The sequence below is a fragment of the Amycolatopsis sp. NPDC006125 genome, assembly GCF_040614195.1.
Taxonomy (GTDB): Bacteria; Actinomycetota; Actinomycetes; order Mycobacteriales; family Pseudonocardiaceae; genus Amycolatopsis_E; species Amycolatopsis_E tucumanensis.
Genome location: NZ_JBEXTZ010000028.1, coordinates 34,379 through 55,620, shown reverse-complemented (window position 1 = coordinate 55,620; position 21,242 = coordinate 34,379). Strand labels below are relative to the sequence as shown.

Below are 21,242 nucleotides of genomic sequence, written 5' to 3'. Positions count from 1 at the left end.
CGTTGCTGGAAAACGCTAATCACGGGAGGATCCGGGCGACATTGGGTGTTTCCCGTCGCCCGCTGAAGGATTCCCCTACGCCAGCCCGTCCAGGAAGGCGTCGATCATCCGGCGCTGCAGCTCCGGCGTGGTCGTGCCCGGGGTGAGCAGCGCCAGTGCCTGCACCCCGTTGAGCATGGCGAGCAGCTGTTCGACCACGACCTCGTCCGGCACGGGCGTACGGACCTCACCGGCGGCGCGGGCGTCGCGGAGGAACCCGCCGATCCGCTCGCGCCAGGCGGTCATCGCGGCGTCGTAGACCGACTCCAGTTCGGCGTCGGCGAGCGCGCGCTGCCAGAACGGCAGCACGACGCGGGCCTCCTGGCGGGTGACGTCCTCGACCGGCATGACCTCGTGGCAGAACACGCGGAGCGCGGCCAGCCCGGTCGCGTCGCCGAGCCGGTCCCGCACGCGGGCGTCGGTGTTGTCGACCACGCGGGTGAACGCCGTGCGGATGACGGCGTTCTTGCCGGGGAAGTAGTGTTTGAGCGCGCCGTTGGCCATGCCCATCTCGTCGGCGATGGCCCGCATGGTGGCCGCGTCGATGCCGCGCTCGGCGATCACCCGCCACGCGGCGTTGGCGATCTCCGCGCGGCGCTGGGCGTGGTCGACCTGCTTCGGCATGCCTTCACGGTAACGGGCTCTTGCGTTCGCGGCGAAGATGCCTCACCCTTTCGTCTACACGTGGAGAAAAAAGGAGCCCGACGATGCCTCCGCACCCGCTCGACCCGTTGACGGCCGACGAGATCACCACCGCCCGCCGCGTCCTCGCCGACGCCGGCCTCCTCCCCGGCACCGCCCGGGTCGTCTACCTGGGCCTCGAAGAACCCGCCAGGGACACCGACCGCCCCGATCGCGTGGCGCGGATCCTCCTGCACGACGTCACCGGCGGTCAGGACGTGCTGGTGTCGCTCACCGCGGAGTCCGTCGTCGCGCGGCGCGCGCTCGACCCGGCCGTGGACGGGCAGCTGCCCGTGCTGGACGAGGAGTTCGCGCTGGTCGAGGAGGTGCTCGCGAAGGACGAGCGGTGGCTGGCGGCGCTGGCCGCCCGCGACCTGGACGTGGCGAAGGTGCGGGTCGCGCCGCTGTCGGCCGGGGTGTTCGACTACCCGGAAGAGACCGGGCGGCGCATCCTGCGCGGTCTGGCGTTCGTGCAGGAGCACCCGGCGGACCACGCGTGGGCGCACCCGGTCGACGGGCTCGTCGGGTTCGTCGACGTCCTGGCCAGGGAGGTCACCCGGGTGATCGACCTCGGCCCGGTGCCTATCCCGGCCGAACCGGGCAACTTCGACGACCCGGCCGTCACCGGTCCACTTCGGACCACCCAGAAGCCGCTGGAGATCACGCAACCGGACGGCCCCAGCTTCACCCTCGACGGGCACCTGCTGCGGTGGGAGAACTGGTCGCTGCGGATCGGGTTCGACGCCCGCGAAGGCCTTGTCCTGCACGAGATCTCGTTCCGCGACGGCGACCGGGACCGGCCGATCGTGCGCCGCGCCTCGATCTCCGAGATGGTCGTGCCCTACGCCGACCCCTCCCCCATCCGCTCGTGGCAGAACTACTTCGACACCGGCGAGTACCTCATCGGCCGCTACGCCAACGCGCTCGAACTCGGCTGCGACTGCCTCGGCGAGATCACCTACCTGGAAGCGGTGATCGCCGACGAGTTCGGCCACCCCCGCGTCCTGCCCAACGCGATCTGCCTGCACGAGGAGGACTACGGGATCCTCTGGAAGCACACCGACCTCTGGGCGGGCTCGGCGGAGACCCGCCGCCAGCGCCGCATGGTCATCTCGTTCTTCACCACGATCGGCAACTACGACTACGGCTTCTACTGGTACCTCTACCTGGACGGCACCATCGAGTGCGAGGCCAAGGCCACCGGCGTCGTGTTCACCTCCGCCTACCCCGGCAAGGGCTACCCGTACGCCTCCGAACTCGCACCCGGTCTCGGCGCCCCGTACCACCAGCACCTGTTCAGCGCCCGGCTGGACATGGCCGTGGACGGGACCGCGAACCTGGTCGAAGAGGTCGACGTGGAGCGGGTGCCGATCGGGCCGGACAACCCGCGCGGCAACGCCTTCACGCTCCGCAAGACGCCGCTGCGGAAGGAATCCGAAGCGCAGCGGCTCGCCGACAACCGCCGCGGCCGGATCTGGCACATCACCAACCCGGAGTCCCGCAACCGGCTCGGCGATCCCGTCGCCTACGCGCTCGTCCCGGAGGGCAACCCGGAACTGCTCGCGGACGACGCGTCGTCCATCCACGCTCGCGCCACGTTCGCCACCAAGCACCTGTGGGTCACCCGTTATGACCCGGCGCAGCGCTACGCGGCCGGCGACTTCGTCAACCAACACCCCGGCGGTGCCGGGCTGCCCGCCTACGTGGCCGGTGACCGCGACCTCGACGGGCAGGACCTCGTCGTGTGGCACACCTTCGGCCTCACGCACTTCCCCCGCCCGGAGGACTGGCCGATCATGCCGGTCGACTACACCGGCTTCAAGCTCAAGCCGGTCGGGTTCTTCGACCGCAACCCCGCCCTCGACGTGCCGCGGGCCCGCGGATCACACTGCTGCGACTGAGTGGAGGAATTCCCGTGTCCGTTCAGATCCACCGCAACGCCCGCATCCGCACGCTCGACCCGGCGCGGCCGGAGGCCTCGGTCCTCGTCGTCACCGACGGGGTGATCACCGCGGCCGGCGGCGAGGACCTGCTGGCGGCTCACGACGGCGAGGTCGTCGACCACGGCGGCGCGTTCCTGATGCCCGCGCTCGCCGACGTCCACAACCACCACCTGACCGCGGGCCGGGCCGACCTGTTCGAGCTGCAGTTCGACGGCACCGAGGACCTGCCCGGCCTGCTGAGCGCCATCCGGAAGTGGTCGGCGGAGCTGCCGCCGGACGGGTGGGTGGTCGGCGGCGGATGGGGCAGCACGCTCATTCCCGAGTTGTCCACTTCGGACGCTCTGGCGGCGCTCGACGAGGCCTGCGGCGGACGGCCGGTGCTGCTGCGTGACGACAGCTGCCACAACCGCTGGGTGTCCTCCGCCGCACTGGAACGCGCGGGAATTTCGGCGGACAGCGGGCTGCTCATCGAGTCCGCCCTGATCCCCGTCGAGCGGGCGTACGCGGCGTCGGCACCGTCCGATGTGGAGCAGGACGCCCGGGCTTCGCTGCGGGGCATCGAGATCCTGCACTCGTTCGGGATCACCGCCTTCCAGGACGCCGCCGCGTCGCTGCCGATGCTGCGGGCGCTCAAGCACCTCGACGACACCGGGCGGCTGGACGCGTGGGTGGTGACGTCGTTGCAGGTCAACGACCAGATCTTCGGCACCCACCCGCTCGGGCAGGACCTCATCGACCTGCGGGAGGACTACCGCGGCGGCCACCACCGGCCGGACTTCGTCAAGATCTTCCTCGACGGGGTGCCGACGTCGAAGACCGCCGCGTTCCTGCGCCCGTACCTGCCCGACGACGTGCACGGCCCGTCCTGGCGCGGCGAGACCACCATGACCGCCGACGAGCTGACCGGCTGGCTGCTGCGGGTGGCGGCGCAGGGGATGTCGGCGAAGATCCACTGCACCGGGGACGCGTCGGTGCGGATGACGCTGGACGCCGTGGCCGCGGTGCGCGCCGCCGGGCACGAGGACGCGAAGTTTCACATCGCGCACGGCCAGTACGTCGCCGAGGAGGACGTGCCGCGCCTGGCCGAACTCGGGGTGACCGCCGACCTGTCGCCCGCGCTGTGGTTCCCCGGCGTCATTTTCGACGCGATCTGCGCGTGCGTGCCGCGGGAGCGGGCGGAGAAGCTGCACCCGAACCGGAACCTGGTCGACGCCGGGGTGCTGATCGCCGGCGGCTCGGACTGGCCCGTGGTGCCCTCGCCGAACCCGTGGCCGGGCATCCAGGGACTGGTGACGCGGGCCGACCCGACGGGCACGCATCCCGGCGAGCTGTGGCCGGAGCAGGCACTCACCCTCGAGGAGGCCCTGCACGCCTACACGCTGGGCGCGGCTCGGGCGATGGGCGTCGACGACGTCACCGGTTCGCTGGTGGCGGGCAAGTCGGCCGATTTCGTGGTGCTCGACCGCGATCCGTTCGCCGTGCCCGCCGACCAGCTGGCCGGCACGCGGGCCGAGGAGACGTGGTTCGCGGGCCGCCGGGTGTACCAGCGCCGGTAGGGTGGCGTGATGGTGGCGGAGGTGATGGCCGAGCTGGCCGCGCTGGAGGACCCGAAGGCGCGGGCGGTCAACGAGAAGCACGGTGACGACCACGGTGTGAACCTGGGCAAGCTGCGCGCGATCGCGAAGCGGCTGAAGACGCAGCACGACCTGGCGCGCGAGCTGTGGGCGACGGGCGACACGGCCGCGCGGCTGCTGGCGCTGCTGATCTGCCGCCCGAGGGCGTTCGAGCGCGCCGAGCTGGACGCGATGCTGCGCGAGGCGCGGGCGCCGAAGGTGCACGACTGGCTCGTGAACTACGTGGTGAAGAAGAGCCCGCACGCGGAGGACCTGCGGCTGTCCTGGCTCGCCGACGCGGACCCGGTGGTCGCGAGCGCCGGGTGGGCGCTGACGACGGACCGCGTGGCGAAGCGGCCCGGGGGGCTCGACCTGGGGAGGCTGCTGGAGGTCATCGAGGCGGAGATGAAGGACGCCCCGGACCGCCTCCAGTGGGCGATGAACCACTGCCTGGCGCAGATCGGGATCTCCCACGCGGAGCACCGGGACCGGGCGATCGGCATCGGGGAGCGGCTGGAGGTGCTCAAGGACTACCCCACGCCACCGAACTGCACATCCCCCTACGCACCGACGTGGATCACGGAGATCGTGCGACGGCAGGAGGCCAGCCCGGGGTGAGCTCGGGATGAGGCAGCGGCGCGGTTGCCTGGCCGAGCCGCCCGGACCGCCCCCACCGGAGCACCGGAACCACGCCCATCGGCATCGCCGAGCGCCTGGAAGTGCTCAAGGGGTGGATCACCGAAATGGTGCGACGGCAGTTGGCCAGCCCGGGGTGAGGCGGTTGGCCTGGCCCGGCGTCAGGGGCAGCGGCCCCACGGATAGCTCGTGCAGTCGATCGCCGCCCACACCGTCTTCCCACCGTCGCCGCGGCGCCGGCTGCCCCAATCCCCGGTCAGCTTGGCCACCATCGCCAGGCCCCGGCCACGCGGACTGGCCGGGTCCGGCCTGCGGAGTTCCGGTCGCCGCGGGGAGGGGTCGTCCACCTCGACGCGGATCCGGCACGGGTCGCGCTCCCGCCACAGCCGCAGCTGCCCGGCGCCGCCCGCGTGCTCGTGGGCGTTGGTGAGGATCTCGGTGGCGACCAGCTGAACAGCGACGAGGTGGTCCTCCCCGAGATCCGACAGCGCTCTGGCCGCCCACCGCCGCACCGCCACCAGCGGCGGCACCGTGCCCGGTTCGAGGTCCAACGTCAGCGGTTCCGAGATCTCCGACATCGGCTGCGTGGTCACCATCCCCAACTCCGTCCTGTCTGCTCAAGACGGTCGCCGACGACCACCCTGCTGGCCGGACGCCAAAACCGCAACTCAGGCGACGCCGGCCTCGGCGTGCGCGATGTCGGTGTAGACAGCGAGCGTGCCGGTCAGCCCGCTCAGCTCGAGAACCCGCCGGGAGATGCCGTCCGCCACGATCCGCAGCCGTGTGCCGCCGCGCAGGTGCGTCTCGACCAGGGCCCGGAGACCGCAGGCCGCCAGGAAACCGACCCCGGTCAGGTCCACCACCAGCACCCCGGGCGCCTCGCGCAGCGCCGTCGCCAGCGCGTCCTCGAGCACCGGCATCGCCTCGAGATCCACTTCGCCGTGCACCGACAGCACCAGCCCGCTGCCGGTGCGCCGCACCTGGACGCGGCACAGGGCCCGGGGCGGATGGTCGAAGCAGGTCGGCATGGTGCCGCCATCATCCACCCTCCCCGGACCGCCCGCACCCTCCGCACATAGAGTCTCTCGATTTCCGGCATAGCCAGAATTGGCTTCCTTGTGGATCGCGCCCGGCTCACGATGTGTCGCACGAAGCCAGATGGGAGCGTGACGTGACAACAACGAGCAGCCCAGGGGACGTGATCCGCACCCGGTGGTCCTCTTCGGACGACGCCGACCGGTTCACCGTGGAGAACCCGGCCACCGGCGAACCGGTGGCGGTCGTGCAGGGCGCCGGGGTCAAGGAGACCGACCTCGCCGTCCAGGCGGCCTACGACGCGCACTTCGCGTGGAAGGCCCGCAGCCCGCGGGAACGCGGCCGCTGGCTGTGGAAGATCGCGCAGGCGGTGCGCGAGAACGCCGACGAGATCGCGGCGCTGGAAACCTCCGACAATGGCAAACCGCTGTCCCAGGCGCGCCAGTTCGACCTGGAGGCGGCCATCGCGATCTTCGAGCTGTTCGCGAGCCTGTGCGAGGCGATGCCGAACCAGGTCCGCGACGCGGGCAGCACGCTGGACATCACCACCCTCGAACCGTACGGGGTGGTCGCCGCGATCGTGCCGTTCAACTGGCCGCCCCTGCACGCGGCGGGCAAGCTGGCCCCCGCGCTCGCGGTCGGCAACGCGGTGGTGATCAAACCACCGGAGCAGGCGCCGCTGTCGGTGCTGCGCGTCGTGGAGATCGCCCAGTCGATCCTGCCCGACGACGTCGTCCACGTCGTGCCCGGCACCGGCCGCATCGGGGCCCGGCTGGCCGCGCACGAGCTCGTCGGCAAGATCTCGTTCACCGGCGCGCCGAGCACCGGGACCGCGGTCATCAAGACCGCCGCGGACAACCTCACCCCGACACTGATGGAGCTCGGCGGCAAGAACCCGTTCATCGTCTTCGACGACGCCGACCTCGACAGCGCCCTGCCGTGGGCGATCGAAGGCGGGTTCTTCAACCAGGGCGAGGCGTGCACGGCCGCGTCGCGGGTCCTGGTCCAGGCCGGCGTCCACGACGAGGTGGCGCGCCGCTACGCCGAAGCCGTGCCGCGGCTGCGGGTCGGCGACGGCGCGGACCCCGGCACCCACGTCGGCCCGATGGTGACCGAGGCCCAGCGCCGCCGGGTCCTGGACTACATCGACGTCGGCATCGCCGAAGGCGCCACGGTCGCGGCCCAGGCGCCGCTGCCTGCCGACCCGCGGCTGGCCGGCGGCTTCTACGTCCCGCCGACCCTGTTCACCGGCGTCCGGCGGGACATGCGCATCGCCACCGAGGAGATCTTCGGCCCGGTCGTCACCCTGATCCCGTTCCAGGACGAGGCCGAGGCGGTCAGCATCGCCAACGGCACCGACTTCGGCCTGGTCGCCGGGGTGTTCACCCGCGATTCCGAGCGCGCCCTGCGGGTCAGCCGCGCCCTGCGCGCCGGGATGGTGTTCGTCAACAACTACAACCGCGCCTTCACCGGCACCCCGTTCGGCGGGGTCGGCGCGAGCGGCTACGGCCGCGAGCACGCGCTGGAAACCCTGCACGAGTTCGGCTACAGCAAGAGCATCCGGCTGCCGTCCGGCACCAGCGAGATCCCCCGCTGGGCGCCGTCGCTCGAAGTCACCGGGCGGAACGGGTGACGACGGCGGCCGCCGGCACGGCGGTCCCGCCCGAGGTCCGGCGCCGGGCGCTGCGCAAGGTCGCGTGGCGCCTGGTCCCGCTCGTCCTGCTGATGTACACGGCCGCGTTCCTGGACCGGGTCAACCTCGGCACCGCGGCCCTGACCATGAACGCCGACCTGGGGCTGTCCGCGGCCGCGTTCGGGTTCGCCACCGGCATCTTCTCCGCCGGCTACATCGCGCTGCAGATCCCGAGCAACCTGGCGCTGCAGCGGGTCGGCCCGCGCCGGTGGCTGGCGTTGCTGATGGTGTGCTGGGGCGCGGTCGCCACCTGCACCGGGTTCGTGCAGGGCGGGGGCTCGCTGATCACCCTGCGCGTGCTGCTCGGCGCCGCCGAGTCCGGGTTCCTGCCCGGCATGCTGCTCTACCTCACCTACTGGTTCGCCCCGGCCAGGCGCGGGCTGATCAGCGTGATCGCGAGCCTGCCGTTGTACGCGGTGATCGGCACGCCGCTGTCGGCGGTGATCCTGCAGGGCACCGACGGTCTGGGCGGGCTCACCGGGTGGCGGTGGATGTTCATCCTGGAGGGCCTGCCGTCGGTGCTGATCGGGCTGCTCGTGCTGGTGTGGCTGACCGACCGGCCGGAGAAGGCGCGCTGGCTCACCCCGCGGGAGCGCGCGGCGGTGCTGGCCGAGGTGCCCCCGCCCGAGGGCGGCCGTCCGCGCATCCGGCTCGCCGACCTCACCGGGCGGCTGCGGGACGCGCGGCTGCTCACCTTCGCCTTCGCGACCGGGCTGCTGTGGGTCGGGTTCGCCGCGCTGACCGCGTTCCTGCCGCTGATCATCGCCGGTTTCGCCGAGTCCTACGACACCCGGCTGAGCCTCGTGCAGACCGGCCTGGTGACCGCGCTCGTCTACCTGCCCGCGATCGGCGTCGCGCTCTTCTGGGCGCGCCACTCCGACCGGCGCGCCGAACGGGTGTGGCACTCGGCGGCGGGCGCGCTGCTCGCCGCGGTCGGCGTGCTCGTCGCGATCAACGGCAACGGCCTGGTCGTCACCCTGATCGGCACCGTCCTGCTCACCGCGGGCATCTACGCCAGCCTGTCGCTGATGTGGCAACTGCCCATCGGCCACCTCCGGCCCGGCCCGGCGGTGGCGGTGGGCAGCCTCCGGGCAGAGCCGCTCACTGCCCTCGTACAGGTTGCGGGTACCAGGGAAACGTGGTCGGTGGCGAGAATCAGGCCCCCTTCACGCGGATGGGGCCGGCCAGGACGGTGAGCGCGGCGCACGGGCTGGGCAGTACGAGGGCAGCTGGTTCCCCGGTCTGGGCATCGCCAACCGGATCGTCCCGCTCGGGCCGGACCAGTACATCGAGGTGGAAAGCGTCATCGACGCCTACTCGCCCGAGCACAACGCCTCCGACCGCTGGTTCTACGAGCAGATCCGCGGCGGCGACGTCTACCTCGGCTGGTGCCTGCGGGTGGACACCCGCGCCGAACTCGAAGCCGTCGCCGCGCGCCTGGACACCGGCATCATCGAAACGGGCTTGCGGCAGCGGCCGGACGGCAGCCTCAGCGCGCCCGCCCGCACCCCGGACACCGTGTCGTGCTGGAGCCGCGGCCTGCCCAACGTCTTCCACCTCCCCGACCTGAGCGTGCACCCGGCCGCGCAGCCCTGCCCGTCCGCGGTGACGCCGCGGGGGATCGCGTGGATGGAGGTCGGCGGCACCCGGGAGGACATGGTCGGCTGGCTCGGGCCGGAGGCGGCCGGGCTGCCGCTGAGGTACAACGGCGACCGGCCGGGCCTCTACGCGGTCGCGGTGACCACGGCCGACGGGGAGATCGTCATCCGGCGCACGGCCGTCACCCAGCCGGAGCCCGCCGGGCGCGGGAGCTGAGCGACCTACGATTCCGGGGTGACCGCCGATCGCGCGAAGGGAACCGGGATGGAGCCTGCCGACCAGGGCGAGCTGCGGCTGTCCGGACTGGACCTGCCGCTGCTGCACGCGTTGCACGCCCTGCTCGCCGAGCGCAGCGTCACCGGCGCGGCGATCCGCCTCGGCCGCAGCCAGCCCACCCTGTCCAGCGCGCTCGCCCGGCTGCGCCGGCACTTCGGCGACGACCTGCTGACGCGGTCCGGCAACCACTACGTGCTCACCCGGTTCGCCGAGCAGCTGCGCCCGCTTACCGGGGTGGCCGTGGCCGCCGTCGAGCGCGTGTTCAGCGCCGAGGCCGAGTTCGACCCGGGCGAGACGAGCCGCGAGTTCACCATCGTGTCCTCCGACAACGGAATCAGCGTCGTCGGCGGGCTCCTGGTGGCGCGCGTCGCGCAGGAGGCGCCCGGCGCGCGCGTCCGGTTCGTGCCGGTCACCCCGGAATCCATCAGCCGCAAGGACGAGTTCTACCGCACGGTCGACGGCGTGCTGATGCCGCACGGCTACCTCGACCTGCCCCGCAACATCGACCTCTACACCGACCGCTGGGTGTGCGTGGCGTCCGCGGCCAACACGCGGATCGGCGACCGGCTGACGATGGACCACCTGCGGGAGCTGCCCTGGGTGGCGACGTTCGGCGACCCGCTGGGCCGGGCGCCCGCCTGGCGGCAGATGGAGATGCTCGGCGTGGTACCCCGGGTGTGCGCCACTGCCGAGTCGTTCCTGGCGATGCCGCAGCTCGTCCGCGCGTGCGACGCGATCGCGCTGCTGCAGGAACGCGTCGCCGCGCTGGTCGCGGACGTGCCCGGACTGCGGATCCTGGAGTGCCCGTTCGACGCGATCCCGCTCGTCGAGGCGTTCTGGTGGCACCCGATCCACGACGACGATCCCGGCCACGCCTGGCTGCGGCGCTGCCTGACCGGACTGCGGCCGGACGCATAGAGTCCGTCCATAACCGGCATCGGAAGTATTGGCTTCCTTCGGAATGCCCGCGGCCGAAGAATCGGCAGGGTCCCCGCTCTTCCCTGGAGGCTCACCGATGAACAGCCGACCGCCCACTGTGGACGTGCACGCGCACGTCTGGCTGGACGACGTCGAGGCACTGGCCGCCGGACGGCCCGGCTACCGCGACCACAACGAGCTGGAGCTGCGCCGCGCGGGCACCGCGTCCGCCGCGGTCAGCGCGGACCAGGCGGCGCGGCGGCGGCCCCGGCTCACCGACGTGGCCACCCGGCTGTCCCTGATGGACGAGTCCGGAGTGGACGTCCAGGTGGTGTCGGTGGTGCCGACGCAGTACCACAGCTGGGCCGACCGCGGCCTGGCCGCCGAGATCGCCGCGACCACCAACGCGGGGATCGCCGCGCACTGCGCCCTGGCGCCGCACCGGCTGGCCGGCCTGGGAGTGGCGCCCCTGCGCCACCCCGACCTCGCGGTCGCGGCACTCGACGACGCCGTGCTCGGGCACGGGCTCAAGGGCGTGGAGATCTCCTCGCACGCCCCCGGCGTGGAGCTCTCCGACCGCGCGCTGGACCCGCTGTGGCAGCGGGCCGCCGAGCTGGACGCGGTGGTGTTCCTGCACCCCTGGGGGTGCACTTTGGACGAACGGCTGGACCGCTGGTACCTGTCCAACTCGGTGGGGCAGCCGGTCGAGCACGCGGTCGCGTTGTCGCACCTGGTGTTCGGCGGGGTGCTCGACCGGTTCCCTGGCCTGCGCCTGATCGCCGCGCACGGCGGCGGCTACCTGCCGCTGTGCCTGGGGCGGGCCGACCACGCCTGGCACCACCGCCCGGACGCGCGCGGGTGCGCCGAGCCGCCGAGTTCGTACCTGCCGCGGCTGTGGTTCGACTCGCTCGTCTACACGCCCGGCGCCCTGCGCGGCCTCGTCGCCGCCGCCGGCGCGGACCGGGTGCTGCTCGGCTCGGACTACCCGTTCGACATGGGGGTCGCCGACCCGGTCGCGCGGGTGCGCGCCGCCGGGCTCGACCCGGCCGCCACCGCCGCCGTCACCGGCGGCAACGCCCAGCGCCTCGGCCTCCTGCCCGCGGCGGTGGCCGCCCGCTCCTGACGTTCTCCCCCGCCTTCAACGAGGAAGGAATCCCATGACCACCACGTCCACCACCGGCAGGCCGGTGGCGCTGCGCCGCGCCGCGGTCGCCAGCACCGTCGGCAGCGCGGTCGAGTTCTACGAGTTCACCATCTACGGCTTCCTGGCGGTCGTGTTCGGGCCGCTGTTCTTCCCCTCCGGCGACGCCGCGGCCTCGACGCTGTCCGCGCTCGCGGTGTTCGGCGGCGGTTACCTGGCGCGGCCGCTCGGCGGGATCCTGTTCGGCGCGCTGGGCGACCGGATCGGACGGCGGTCGGTGCTGATGGCCACCATCTTCCTGATGGGCGGCGCGTCCACGCTGATCGGCGTGCTGCCCACCTACGCGCAGGCCGGCCTGGTGGCTCCGCTGGCCCTGCTGGTGCTGCGGCTGGTGCAGGGCCTGTCCGCGGGCGGCGAGTTCACCGGGGCGCAGACCTACATCGTGGAGATGGCGCCGCCGCGGCGGCGGGGCGCGCTGGGCTCCCTGCCCGCGCTCGGGATCGGCCTCGGGTTCGGCGTCGCCTCGCTCGTCGTCGCGCTGCTGAGCACGGTGCTGACCGCGGAGCAGCTGAGCGACTGGGGCTGGCGGTTGCCGTTCCTGCTGTGCCTGCCGCTGACGATCGTGTGCCTGTTCCTGCGCCTGCGGCTGGAGGATCCGCCGCAGTTCACCGAGATCGTGGCGAAGGCCGAGCGGACCCGGACCCCGGTGCGGGACGTGCTGCGCGGGCACCTGCGCGACGTGCTGCGGGTCGCGGCGCTCACCGTCGCGACCCTCGGCCCGGGTTTTCTCGCCAAGCTGTACCTGGGCATCCACCTGGTGCAGGTCAAGGACTTCCGGCCGGCCACCGTCTACGGCCTGCTCGGCGTGGTGCTGCTGGCGACGGCGGCGCTGTTCCCGGTGATGGGGCAGGTCAGCGACCGGCGCGGGCGCCGGCCGATCGCGCGTGCCGGGTTCGCCGCGTTCGCCGTGCTGTCGCTGCCGCTGTTCCTCGTCGTCGACGGGACGTCCAGCCTGGCGGTGATCCTGCCGGTGGTGCTGGTGTTCGCCGCGATCGAACCGTTCGTCTCCGCCGCCGTCTACACGACCTTCGCCGAGCTGTTCCCCGCCCGGACCCGTTACACCGGCACGTCGATCGGCTTCAACCTCGGCACCATCGTGGCCGCCGGCCTCGGCCCGTTCCTCTGCGGGCAACTGGTCGCGTGGACCGGCTGGGGCGCGGCACCGGGGCTGTGGGGCACCGCGTGCGCCCTGCTCGGCCTGCTCGTGATCGCCATGACGAGGGAGACCGGCCGGGCCGGTCTGGCCCGCTGAGAAAGGACTTCCATGACCAGGATCGTCGACCTGTCGGTGCCGCTGCGGGCGGGCATCGCCTCCGACCCGCCGGGCCTGCTGCCCGAGATCGACTACTACTCCCACGCCGAGACCGCGCAGGAGGTGGTCTCGTACTTCCCCGGGGCCACGGTGGACGACCTGCCCGACGGCGAAGGCTGGGCCATCGAGCGCCTGCGCGTCACCACGCACAACGGCACGCACCTGGACGCGCCCTACCACTTCGCGTCCACGATGGACGGTGGCGCGCGGGCCGTCACGATCGACGAGGTGCCGCTGGAGTGGTGCCTGCAGCCCGCGGTGAAGCTGGACTTCCGGCACCTGCCCGACGGGTACGTGGCGACCGCCGCCGACGTCGAGGCCGAGCTGGCGCGGATCGGTCACGACCTGCGGCCGCTGGAGATCGTGGTGGTCAACACGGCGGCCGGAGCCCGGTACGGGCAGGACGACTACGTCTCCGCCGGGTGCGGCATGGGCCGGGAGGCGACGCTGTACCTGCTCGAGCGCGGCGTGCGGCTCACCGGGACCGACGCGTGGAGCTGGGACGCGCCGTTCGTCCACACGGCACAGCGCTACGCGCGCGAGCGGGACCCGTCGGTGATCTGGGAGGGCCACCGCGCGGGCCGCGACATCGGCTACTGCCACCTGGAGAAGCTGCACGGCCTCGAGGACCTGCCCGCCGACGGGTTCTCCATCGCCTGCTTCCCAGTCAAGATCCATGCCGCGTCCGCGGGATGGACGCGCGCCGTGGCGATTTTCGACGAGTGAAGGAGAACTGTTCGTGAGCGTCGTGATCACGGTCGCGCCGACGGGCCCGATCGCCACCAAGTCCGACAACCCGCACCTGCCCACGCAGCCGGAGGAGATCGCCGACGCCGTGGCCGCGGCCTACTCGGCCGGGGCGTCGGTCGCGCACATCCACCTGCGCGACGCCGACGGACGGCCGACGGCCGACCCGGACATCGCGCGCCGCACGATGGGCCTCATCGCACAGCGGTGCCCGATCCTGGTCCAGCTCTCCACCGGGGTGGGGCTGACGGTGCCGTTCGAAGAGCGCGCCGCGCTGGTCGAGCTGCGGCCCCGGATGGCGACGTTGAACCCGTGCAGCATGAGTTTCGGGGCGGGCGAGTTCCGCAACCCGCCGGACGCGGTGCGGCGGCTCGCGGCCCGGATGCGGGAGCTGGGCGTGAAACCGGAACTGGAGGTCTACGACACCGGCCACCTGGACGCCTGCCTGCGGCTGCGGGACGAGGGCCTGCTCGACGACGAGCCGATGCAGTTCTCCCTGGTGCTGGGCGTCGCCGGGGGGATGGCCGCCACCCCGGAGAACCTGCTGACGATGGTGCGGCGCCTGCCCGAGGGCGCGGTCTGGCAGGTGATCGCGATCGGCCGGGCGAACCTGCGGCTGACCGCGATGGGGCTCGCCCTGGGCGGCAACGCGCGCGCCGGCCTGGAGGACACGCTGTACCTGCGCAAGGGCGAACTGAGCCCGGGGAACCTCCCGCTGGTGGAGCGCACGGCCCGGCTCGCGCGGGAGCTCGACCTGAGCGTGGCCGGCGTCGAGGAGACCGCGCGGCTGCTCGGCCTCCACCCGGAGCCCGCGAAGACCTGAAAAGCGGTATGGTCGTCCGCATGTCAGGACAACCGCGTACCGGGTCGTACCGGGAGCGCAACTCCACGGCCGACCGCGCCCTCGACATCCTGATGATGTTCACCGACGAGGAGCGGGTGCTCTCCGGCGCCGCCGTCGCCGCCCGCCTGGAGGTCGCCCGCTCCACCGCCTACCGCTACCTGCAGAGCCTGGTGGCCAGCCGCTTCCTGGAGGAGGCTCCGGGCGGCGGCTTCCGGCTGGGCCTGCGCGTGCTGGAACTCGGCCGCATCGCCCGCCGTTCCTACGGGCTGTCCGAGGCCGCCGCGCCGGTGATGGCCAAGCTGAGCGAAGCGGTGCGGGAAACGGTGTTGCTGACCCGTCGCGTCGGCGAGCTGGTCGTGTGCGTCGACCGCGAGGAACCACCCGCGCACCACGTCCGCCTGTCCTACGAACGCGGCAGCACCCTCCCGCTCAACGCCGGCGCGTCCGCCCTCGTGCTGCTGGCGTGGAGCGATCCGGACGAGGCCCGCGCGGTGCTGAAGTCGGCGCCCCTGCAGCGGTTCACCCCGGCGACGCTGACCGACGTCGACGCCGTGATGCGGCGCCTGGCGGAGATCCGGGAGCAGGGTTTCTCCGTCACCCGCGGCGAGCTCGACCCCGACGTGCTCGGCATCGCCGCGCCGATCCGGGACGACGAGGACCGGGTGGTCGCCGCGATCAGCGTCGCGGCCCTGGCGTCGCGGGTGCCGAAGAAGCGCGAGGCGCCGATCGTGGAGCAGGTGCGTTCGGCGGCCGCCGAGATCGGCGGCCGCCTCGCCCTGATGAACGGCTGACCGGTCAGCCCTCGGCGCGCACCCGGTTGACGAGCGTGCCGATCCCCTCGACCGAGACCGTGATCTCGTCGCCGTCGCGCAGGAACACCTGCGGATCGCGGCGGAAACCCACGCCGCCCGGGGTGCCGGTCAGGATGACGTCCCCGGGGAGCAACGTGGTGAACTCCGAGATCGCCGCGATCAGCGTGGGGATGCCGAAGATCAGCCGGGAGGTGTCCGAACTCTGCAGTTCGCGCCCGCCCAGCACGGTGGTCACGCGGGCGGCCGTGAGGTCCGCCTCGGCCGGGGTGACCAGGTACGGCCCGAGCGGCGTGGAGCGGTCCCACGCCTTGCCCGGCAGCCACTGGTGCGTCTTGTACTGGTAGTCGCGCATGGTGACGTCGTTGGCCACGCAGTAGCCGAGCACGTGGTCCACGGCCTTCTCCGGCGGGATCCGCCGGCCCGCCTTCCCGATGACGACCGCCAGCTCGGCTTCGTAGTCGACCTGGGCCGACTCCGGCGGCAGCACGATGTCGTCGTACGGGCCGATCAGGCTGGAGGCGAACTTGGTGAACAGCACCGGATAGGTGGGCAGGTCGCGCCCGGTTTCGCCGACGTGCGCGTGGTAGTTGAGGCCGACGCACACGATCTTGTCCGGGTTCGGCACCGGCGGGCACACCCGCACCGCGGCCACCGGGACGGCCTCGGCGGGCCGTTCGCGGGCCGCCGACAGCACGTCGGACGGGGTGTCCCGGCCCAGCTCCGGCAGCCCGTCGAGTGGGATCAGCCGGTCCCCCTCGACCCGGCCGACTCGCCGGGCGCCGCGGAATTCGTAGGTCGCGTACGGCATGGCCGCCTCACTGCCCTTCCGAGGTGGTGCGCCAGTTCGCGAGCTGACCGCCCCACAGGTTCACGCTGCGCGGCACCGGATCCCACCGGCGCGGCACGTAGGTGACGCGGTCGTCGTGGAACTTCTCCATCTCCGCGGACAGCTCCACGTGGTTGCCCGCCGGATCGTCGAAGAACACGAACAGGTTGTTGCCCGGCCCGTGCCGCCCGGGACCCCACACCACGTCCACGCCCTCGTCGGTCAGCCGGTCGCACCAGGCCTTGAAGTCCGCCCACTCGGCGAGGTCGTAGGAGTAGTGGTCGAGCTGTCCCGGCCGGCCGCCGGCGACGACGGCGAGGGTGTGGTGGTCGCGGTCGCTGCGCAGCCACGCGAACCGGCCGTCGGCGAGCTGGTCGGAGATGCGGAACCCGGCGATCCCCACGTAGAACCCGGCCATCGCGGCGACGTCGCGCGTGGACAGGGTGACGTGCTGGTACTTGACCGGGCGGCGGCCGGTGTCGGCGGCGTGCTCACCGCCGCGGCGCACCGGGCCGTGGAAGTGGACCGTGTTGCCGTCCGGGTCGGTGCAGACCAGGCCCGGCTCACCGGTGACCGCTTCGGTCAGGTACGCCTCGTCCAGGGTGCTGACGTGGTGACCGGCCGCGGTGAGCCGTTTCTCCAGTCCCGCCAGGCCGTCCGGGTCGCGGACCTCGAAGGCGATGTGGTCCAGGCCCGCTTCGCCGGGCAGGAGGTCGAGCACGTGGTGGCCGCTCCCCCATCCCAGGCGCCGGCCACCACCGGGCAGGTCGTCGTGCGGCACCAGGCCGAGGACCCGGCCGTAGAAGTCGGTGGTGGACGCCACGTCGGGGACGCGCAGGCCCAGGTGGGACACCGCGGTCCGGCGCAGGCTGCCCGCGGCGCCGGGCTCGGCGAGAATCACGCGTTCGGGTGTGGGCACGGGCTTCTTCCTCTCTCCACTGTGGATGGTCAGGCGACCGGTTCGGGAACGGGGCGGCGCGCCAGGCGCAGCGGGCCGGCCAGCGCGGGCGGCTCGGCGGGCCGCCAGGCGGCGGCGACGAACCGGTCCGGCCGCAGCAGGACGACCCGGCCCCGGTAGCCGGCGAGCTCGGCGTCCAGCCCGCCGTCGACGTCGACGAGGACGCGGTGCCCCCGGGTGGACGGCATCCGGTCGTCCACCGCCACTTCCGCGACGGCCGGCGCGAGCGGGCCGGCGAGCGCCGCCGCCTCCCCCGGATCGACGCCGACCCCGAGCAGGGCCCACCCGGTGCCGAGAACCTCGTCGAGCAACCGGATGCGGTGCGCGGCGGTGTCGAACACCCGCGGCTGGCCGATCATCCGCCCGGCGAGCCCGGGTTCCCCCGCCAGCAGGCCTTCGGTGTAGACGTGCGGCGGGCGGTACCGCATGTGCTCGAAGTAGGCGCGGCCATGCTCGGTGCGCATCGCGGCGCCGATGAGCCGGTCCCGCTGCCGGGCGAGCCGGGGACTGGTCGTCATCACCACCCGGCCCAAGCGGGCCGAGAGCCGGACCGTCGCCTCGACGTGCGGGCGCCGCTCGGTCTCGTAGGTGTCCAAGGCGGACTCGCCGAGCCGCCCGGCGAGCACGTCGGCGATCTTCCAGGCCAGGTTCGCCGCGTCCCGCACCCCGGAGTTGAGCCCCTGCCCGGCGAAGGGCGGCATCATGTGCGCGGCGTCGCCGAGCAGGAAGACGGCACCGTCGCGCCACCGGTCGGCGACCACGGCGTTGAACCGGTAGTTCACGGCCCGCTCGACCTGGCCGGGCGTGATGTCGCGGTAGGGGGCCAGCAGGCGGCGCACGAGCGCGAAGTCCGGCCGCTGTCCCGGGCTGCCTTCGCCCGGGTGCAGCAGGAACTCGTAGCGGCACCGGCCGTCCCGCCCTGGCACGATCACGTGCGGGCGCGCCGGATCGCCGTGGTGCATCCCGTACCGCTGGTCGTGGTGGTCGCCGAGCACGTCGGCCACCAGCCACACCTCGTCGTGGCTGCGCCCGGTCATGCCGATCCCCAGCAATTCGCGGACGGTGGAGCGGCCCCCGTCGCAGCCCAGCACGTACCGGGCCCGGACCAGCGACGTCGTGCCGTCCTGCCGGCACCGCAGCCCGGTCCGGCCGTCGGGGCACCCGGCGAGGCCGGTGACCGTCGTGCTCATCCGGACTTCGGCGCCCGGGGCTTCGACGAGGTGGCCGTGCAGTTCGCGTTCCAGGTCGGGCTGGGCGAAGGGGTTCTTGAACGGGTACCCGTGCCGGAACGGCCACGGGCTGCCCGCGTGGAAGACGGGACGGCCGGTCGCGTCGTAGTACCTGGTCCCGGTGCCGGGAACGATAATGCGCAGCAGACGGCCGGCGAGCCCGGCCGACTGGTACACGCGCAGCGCCTCGTCGTCGATGCTGATCGCCTTCGGCTCGTCGCTGGTGCGCGGTTCGCGCTCCAGGACGACCACGTGGACGCCGCGGGCGGCCAGCAGCGCCGCCGCGGTCATGCCCACCGGCCCGGCCCCGACGACCGCCACCTCGCAGTCGGTCTCCGCGGCGGGCGGCGGTTGCTGTGTCTGCACGAAGTCTCCTCCCTTCCCCAGGTGGTGCTCGTTCACGCTAAGCCACCGGTGTCCTGGATACAAGAACTTGTGTTGCGCTTTTCAGGACAGTACCGTTCGGCGGGACAGCGCCGGAGAAGACAAGGAGCTCCCCTGTGAGTTCGGAACAGCTCGAGCAACTGAAGAAGAACCTCCGTGAAGGCCCGCTCGACATCGGCGGACCGGTCGCCGAGACCCGGCGGATGTTCGAGGCGATCCACGCCGATCTCCCGGTCCCCGACGACGTGCGGCTGTCCGAGACCAGGCTCGGCGCGGTGCCCGCCCTCGCCGCCGAGCCGGCCGGGGCGGCCCGCGACGCCGCGATCCTCTACCTGCACGGTGGCGCCTACGTCGTGGGCAGCTCGCGCAGCGCACGCGCGGTGGTCGCGGCGCTGGCCGCGCAGGCGGGCTGCCGGGCCGTGGCCGCGGATTACCGCCTCGCCCCGGAACATCCGTTCCCGGCGGCCGTCGGCGACGCGCTCGCGGCTTACCGCGCCCTGCTGGACCAGGGGATCGACCCGGGCCGCCTCGCGCTGGCCGGCGACTCCGCCGGCGGCGGGCTGGCGATCGCGACGCTGGTCGCCGCACGCGACGAGGGACTGCCGTTGCCCGCCGCGGCCGCGGTCTTCTCCCCCTGGGCCGACCTGACCCTGTCGGCCGGCTCGCTGATCAGCAAGGCCGACGCCGACCCGGCCCTCACGGCGCGGTCGCTGAGCACCCGCGCCGCGGACTACCTCGGCGGGCAGGACCCGCGCACGCCGCTGGCCAGCCCCGTGTTCGCCGACCTGACCGGCCTCCCGCCCCTGCTGATCCAGGCAGGCACGGCGGAGATCCTGCTGGACGACGCGGTCGGCCTGGCCGCCGCCGCGGCGCGCGCCGACGTGGACGTGGACCTGCAGATCCGGGCGGAGATGCCGCACGTGTGGCAGACCTTCGCCGCGTTCCTCGACGAAGGCAGGCAGGCGCTCAGCGCCGCGGCGGCCTTCCTCGCGTCCCGTTTCGACTGACAGGCGGTGTGCTGATGACCGACTACGACGTGGTGGTGATGGGGGCGGGCGTGGCCGGGCTGGGGCTCGGCGCCCGGCTCAAGGCCCGCGGGCAGCACGACTTCCTCGTGCTGGAGCGGGCCGCGGAGGTGGGCGGCACGTGGCGCGACAACACCTACCCCGGGTGCGCGTGCGACGTGCCGTCGCACCTGTACTGGTACTCCTTCGACGAGGAGCCGCCGGACTGGAGCCGGATCTACCCGAGCCAGGGCGAGGTGTTCGCGCGGCTGCGGGAGTTCGCCGAACGCACCGGCGTCCTCGGGCACGTCCGGCTGAACACGCGGGTCGTCGCGGCGGACTGGGACGAGGCGGACCTGCACTGGCGGGTGACGACCGCGGACGGCGGCACGATCACCGCGCGCGTGTTCGTCTCCGCCTGCGGGCAGCTGGCGGAACCCAGCTACCGCGGCATCGCCGGGCGCGAGCGGTTCACCGGGGTTTCCTTCCACTCCGCTCGCTGGCGCCACGACGTCGACCTGACGGGCAAGCGAGTCGCCTGCGTCGGCAGCAGCGCCAGCGCCGCGCAGCTGATCCCGGAGATCGCCGCGGTCGCGGCGAAACTGACCGTGTTCCAGCGCTCGGCGCCCTACGTGCTGCCCCGCGAGGACCGCCCGTACACCGAGGCGGAGCTGCGGGCGTTCCGGGAGGACCCGGAGGCGCTGGCCAAGAGCCGCGCCGAACAGTACGCCGAACGGGAGCGGCAGTTCTGGGCGCTGGAGCCGGGGTCGGACGTGGCGCGCGAGACCGTGCGGATCGCGCGCGAGCACCTGGAGGCGCAGGTCGCCGATCCGGTGCTGCGCGAGAAGCTGTGGCCCGGCTACGCGTTCGGCTGCAAGCGCCCCGTCATCAGCGACGAGTACCTGCCCGCGTTCACCCGGCCCAACGTGGACCTCGTGACCGCGGGGGTCGCCGGGGTGGAACCGGACGGCGTGCGGGACGCCACCGGCGCCCTGCACCCGGTGGACGTGATCGTGTACTCGACCGGGTTCGAGTCGCTGAAGTTCCTCAACGGGCTGCGCGTCACCGGCCGCGGCGGGACGGACCTGCACGAGCAGGCGTGGCGCGAGTCGCCGCAGGCCTACCTCGGGATGGCGGTGCCCGGCTTCCCGAACTTCTTCATCCTCTACGGGCCGAACACCAACCTCAACCACAACTCGATCATCGCCATGCTGGAGGCGCAGTACGACTACCTGCTGCAGGCCTTCGCGCGGCTCGGCCCGGACGCCCCGGCCCTGGACGTGCGCCCGGAGGTGGTGGCGGCCTACAACGACCGGCTGCAGCAGGACCTCGCCCGCAGCGCGTTCGCCACCGGGTGCTCGAGCTGGTACGTCGGCGAAGGCGGGCGGGTGGTGACCAACTGGTGGGGCACGGTCGACGCGTACAAGGCCCGCACGGCGCGGTTCGACCCGGCCGAGTACCGCACGGTCGGTTCCCCGGCCTGACCGGGCGA

20 protein-coding genes are annotated in these 21,242 nt (G+C 72.9%); 14 read left to right on the top strand and 6 right to left on the bottom strand.

Annotated elements, in window-relative coordinates; genetic code table 11:
- Positions 1-75: 75 nt before the first annotated feature.
- Positions 76-663, bottom strand: a complete 588-nt coding sequence (locus tag ABZ193_RS16675) for a TetR/AcrR family transcriptional regulator (RefSeq protein ID WP_020419207.1) — start codon at positions 661-663, stop codon at positions 76-78.
- A gap of 20 nt (positions 664-683) precedes the next feature.
- Here ABZ193_RS16675 and ABZ193_RS16670 point away from each other — a divergent pair, with 20 nt between their 5' ends.
- The 3 genes from ABZ193_RS16670 to ABZ193_RS16660 are packed head-to-tail and all read left to right on the top strand — an operon-like array spanning position 684 to position 4,894.
- Positions 684-2,621, top strand: a complete 1,938-nt coding sequence (locus ABZ193_RS16670) for a primary-amine oxidase (protein ID WP_354710468.1) — start codon at positions 684-686, stop codon at positions 2,619-2,621.
- A gap of 14 nt (positions 2,622-2,635) precedes the next feature.
- Positions 2,636-4,219: an amidohydrolase gene (locus ABZ193_RS16665; RefSeq protein ID WP_020419205.1), complete on the top strand. Its 1,584-nt coding sequence runs from the start codon at positions 2,636-2,638 to the stop codon at positions 4,217-4,219.
- 9 nt (positions 4,220-4,228) lie between these two features.
- A complete protein-coding gene (locus ABZ193_RS16660; protein WP_020419204.1) occupies positions 4,229-4,894 on the top strand; it encodes a DNA alkylation repair protein in 666 nt (221 codons plus the stop codon).
- A 179-nt stretch (positions 4,895-5,073) separates the two neighbouring features.
- Here ABZ193_RS16660 and ABZ193_RS16655 read toward each other — a convergent pair whose 3' ends face one another.
- Positions 5,074-5,508: an ATP-binding protein gene (locus tag ABZ193_RS16655; RefSeq protein ID WP_020419203.1), complete on the bottom strand. Its 435-nt coding sequence runs from the start codon at positions 5,506-5,508 to the stop codon at positions 5,074-5,076.
- A 72-nt stretch (positions 5,509-5,580) separates the two neighbouring features.
- On the bottom strand, positions 5,581-5,940 hold the full coding sequence (locus ABZ193_RS16650) for an STAS domain-containing protein (protein WP_354710466.1): 360 nt from the start codon (positions 5,938-5,940) through the stop codon (positions 5,581-5,583).
- A 143-nt stretch (positions 5,941-6,083) separates the two neighbouring features.
- Between ABZ193_RS16650 and ABZ193_RS16645 the strand changes: the two genes are divergently transcribed.
- From ABZ193_RS16645 to ABZ193_RS16605, 9 genes are all read left to right on the top strand, one after another.
- Positions 6,084-7,580, top strand: coding sequence for an aldehyde dehydrogenase family protein (locus tag ABZ193_RS16645; RefSeq protein ID WP_354710465.1), 1,497 nt, complete (start codon positions 6,084-6,086; stop codon positions 7,578-7,580).
- Entirely contained in the window at positions 7,577-8,836 is a 1,260-nt protein-coding gene (locus tag ABZ193_RS16640; RefSeq protein WP_354710464.1) for an MFS transporter, read from the top strand. Before ABZ193_RS16645 ends, ABZ193_RS16640 begins: the two co-directional genes overlap by 4 nt.
- Positions 8,760-9,455 (top strand): VOC family protein, encoded by a 696-nt coding sequence (locus ABZ193_RS16635; protein WP_354710463.1) that lies wholly within the window; start codon positions 8,760-8,762, stop codon positions 9,453-9,455. Before ABZ193_RS16640 ends, ABZ193_RS16635 begins: the two co-directional genes overlap by 77 nt.
- Before the next feature lie 18 nt (positions 9,456-9,473).
- A complete protein-coding gene (locus ABZ193_RS16630) occupies positions 9,474-10,433 on the top strand; it encodes a LysR family transcriptional regulator (protein WP_354710462.1) in 960 nt (319 codons plus the stop codon).
- A 97-nt stretch (positions 10,434-10,530) separates the two neighbouring features.
- On the top strand, positions 10,531-11,556 hold the full coding sequence (locus ABZ193_RS16625) for an amidohydrolase family protein (RefSeq protein WP_354710461.1): 1,026 nt from the start codon (positions 10,531-10,533) through the stop codon (positions 11,554-11,556).
- A 34-nt stretch (positions 11,557-11,590) separates the two neighbouring features.
- Positions 11,591-12,886 (top strand): MFS transporter, encoded by a 1,296-nt coding sequence (locus tag ABZ193_RS16620; RefSeq protein WP_354710459.1) that lies wholly within the window; start codon positions 11,591-11,593, stop codon positions 12,884-12,886.
- A gap of 12 nt (positions 12,887-12,898) precedes the next feature.
- A complete protein-coding gene (locus ABZ193_RS16615) occupies positions 12,899-13,672 on the top strand; it encodes a cyclase family protein (protein WP_020419195.1) in 774 nt (257 codons plus the stop codon).
- Positions 13,673-13,685: 13 nt separating this feature from the next.
- Positions 13,686-14,516 carry a 3-keto-5-aminohexanoate cleavage protein gene (locus tag ABZ193_RS16610; RefSeq protein ID WP_354710458.1) on the top strand — a complete coding sequence of 277 codons (831 nt, stop codon included), beginning with the start codon at positions 13,686-13,688 and terminating at the stop codon, positions 14,514-14,516.
- A gap of 20 nt (positions 14,517-14,536) precedes the next feature.
- Positions 14,537-15,328: an IclR family transcriptional regulator gene (locus tag ABZ193_RS16605; protein WP_027936048.1), complete on the top strand. Its 792-nt coding sequence runs from the start codon at positions 14,537-14,539 to the stop codon at positions 15,326-15,328.
- A gap of 4 nt (positions 15,329-15,332) precedes the next feature.
- On the opposite strand, the gene ABZ193_RS16600 is transcribed toward ABZ193_RS16605, so the two are convergent.
- The 3 genes from ABZ193_RS16600 to ABZ193_RS16590 are packed head-to-tail and all read right to left on the bottom strand — an operon-like array spanning position 15,333 to position 18,728.
- Positions 15,333-16,157, bottom strand: a complete 825-nt coding sequence (locus ABZ193_RS16600; RefSeq protein ID WP_354710456.1) for a fumarylacetoacetate hydrolase family protein — start codon at positions 16,155-16,157, stop codon at positions 15,333-15,335.
- 7 nt (positions 16,158-16,164) lie between these two features.
- On the bottom strand, positions 16,165-17,094 hold the full coding sequence (locus tag ABZ193_RS16595) for a VOC family protein (RefSeq protein WP_354710455.1): 930 nt from the start codon (positions 17,092-17,094) through the stop codon (positions 16,165-16,167).
- A 29-nt stretch (positions 17,095-17,123) separates the two neighbouring features.
- Positions 17,124-18,728, bottom strand: a complete 1,605-nt coding sequence (locus tag ABZ193_RS16590; RefSeq protein WP_354710454.1) for a bifunctional 3-(3-hydroxy-phenyl)propionate/3-hydroxycinnamic acid hydroxylase — start codon at positions 18,726-18,728, stop codon at positions 17,124-17,126.
- Positions 18,729-18,862: 134 nt separating this feature from the next.
- On the opposite strand from ABZ193_RS16590, the gene ABZ193_RS16585 reads away from it, so the two are divergent.
- The gene (locus ABZ193_RS16585; RefSeq protein WP_354710453.1) at positions 18,863-19,753 is read left to right on the top strand and encodes an alpha/beta hydrolase; all 891 of its coding nucleotides are present in this window, start codon (positions 18,863-18,865) and stop codon (positions 19,751-19,753) included.
- A 14-nt stretch (positions 19,754-19,767) separates the two neighbouring features.
- Positions 19,768-21,234 (top strand): NAD(P)/FAD-dependent oxidoreductase, encoded by a 1,467-nt coding sequence (locus ABZ193_RS16580; protein ID WP_354710452.1) that lies wholly within the window; start codon positions 19,768-19,770, stop codon positions 21,232-21,234.
- Positions 21,235-21,242 lie beyond the last annotated feature (8 nt).

Excerpts from the sequence above, each read along its gene's own strand:
- ABZ193_RS16675 (WP_020419207.1), bottom strand. The coding sequence starts at position 663 with ATGCCGAAGCAGGTCGACCACGCCCAGCGCCGCGCGGAGATCGCCAAC.
- ABZ193_RS16660 (WP_020419204.1), top strand. The coding sequence starts at position 4,229 with ATGGTGGCGGAGGTGATGGCCGAGCTGGCCGCGCTGGAGGACCCGAAG.
- ABZ193_RS16655 (WP_020419203.1), bottom strand. The coding sequence starts at position 5,508 with ATGGTGACCACGCAGCCGATGTCGGAGATCTCGGAACCGCTGACGTTG.
- ABZ193_RS16650 (WP_354710466.1), bottom strand. The coding sequence starts at position 5,940 with ATGCCGACCTGCTTCGACCATCCGCCCCGGGCCCTGTGCCGCGTCCAG.
- ABZ193_RS16625 (WP_354710461.1), top strand. The coding sequence starts at position 10,531 with ATGAACAGCCGACCGCCCACTGTGGACGTGCACGCGCACGTCTGGCTG.
- ABZ193_RS16620 (WP_354710459.1), top strand. The coding sequence starts at position 11,591 with ATGACCACCACGTCCACCACCGGCAGGCCGGTGGCGCTGCGCCGCGCC.
- ABZ193_RS16615 (WP_020419195.1), top strand. The coding sequence starts at position 12,899 with ATGACCAGGATCGTCGACCTGTCGGTGCCGCTGCGGGCGGGCATCGCC.
- ABZ193_RS16605 (WP_027936048.1), top strand. The coding sequence starts at position 14,537 with ATGTCAGGACAACCGCGTACCGGGTCGTACCGGGAGCGCAACTCCACG.
- ABZ193_RS16600 (WP_354710456.1), bottom strand. The coding sequence starts at position 16,157 with ATGCCGTACGCGACCTACGAATTCCGCGGCGCCCGGCGAGTCGGCCGG.
- ABZ193_RS16580 (WP_354710452.1), top strand. The coding sequence starts at position 19,768 with ATGACCGACTACGACGTGGTGGTGATGGGGGCGGGCGTGGCCGGGCTG.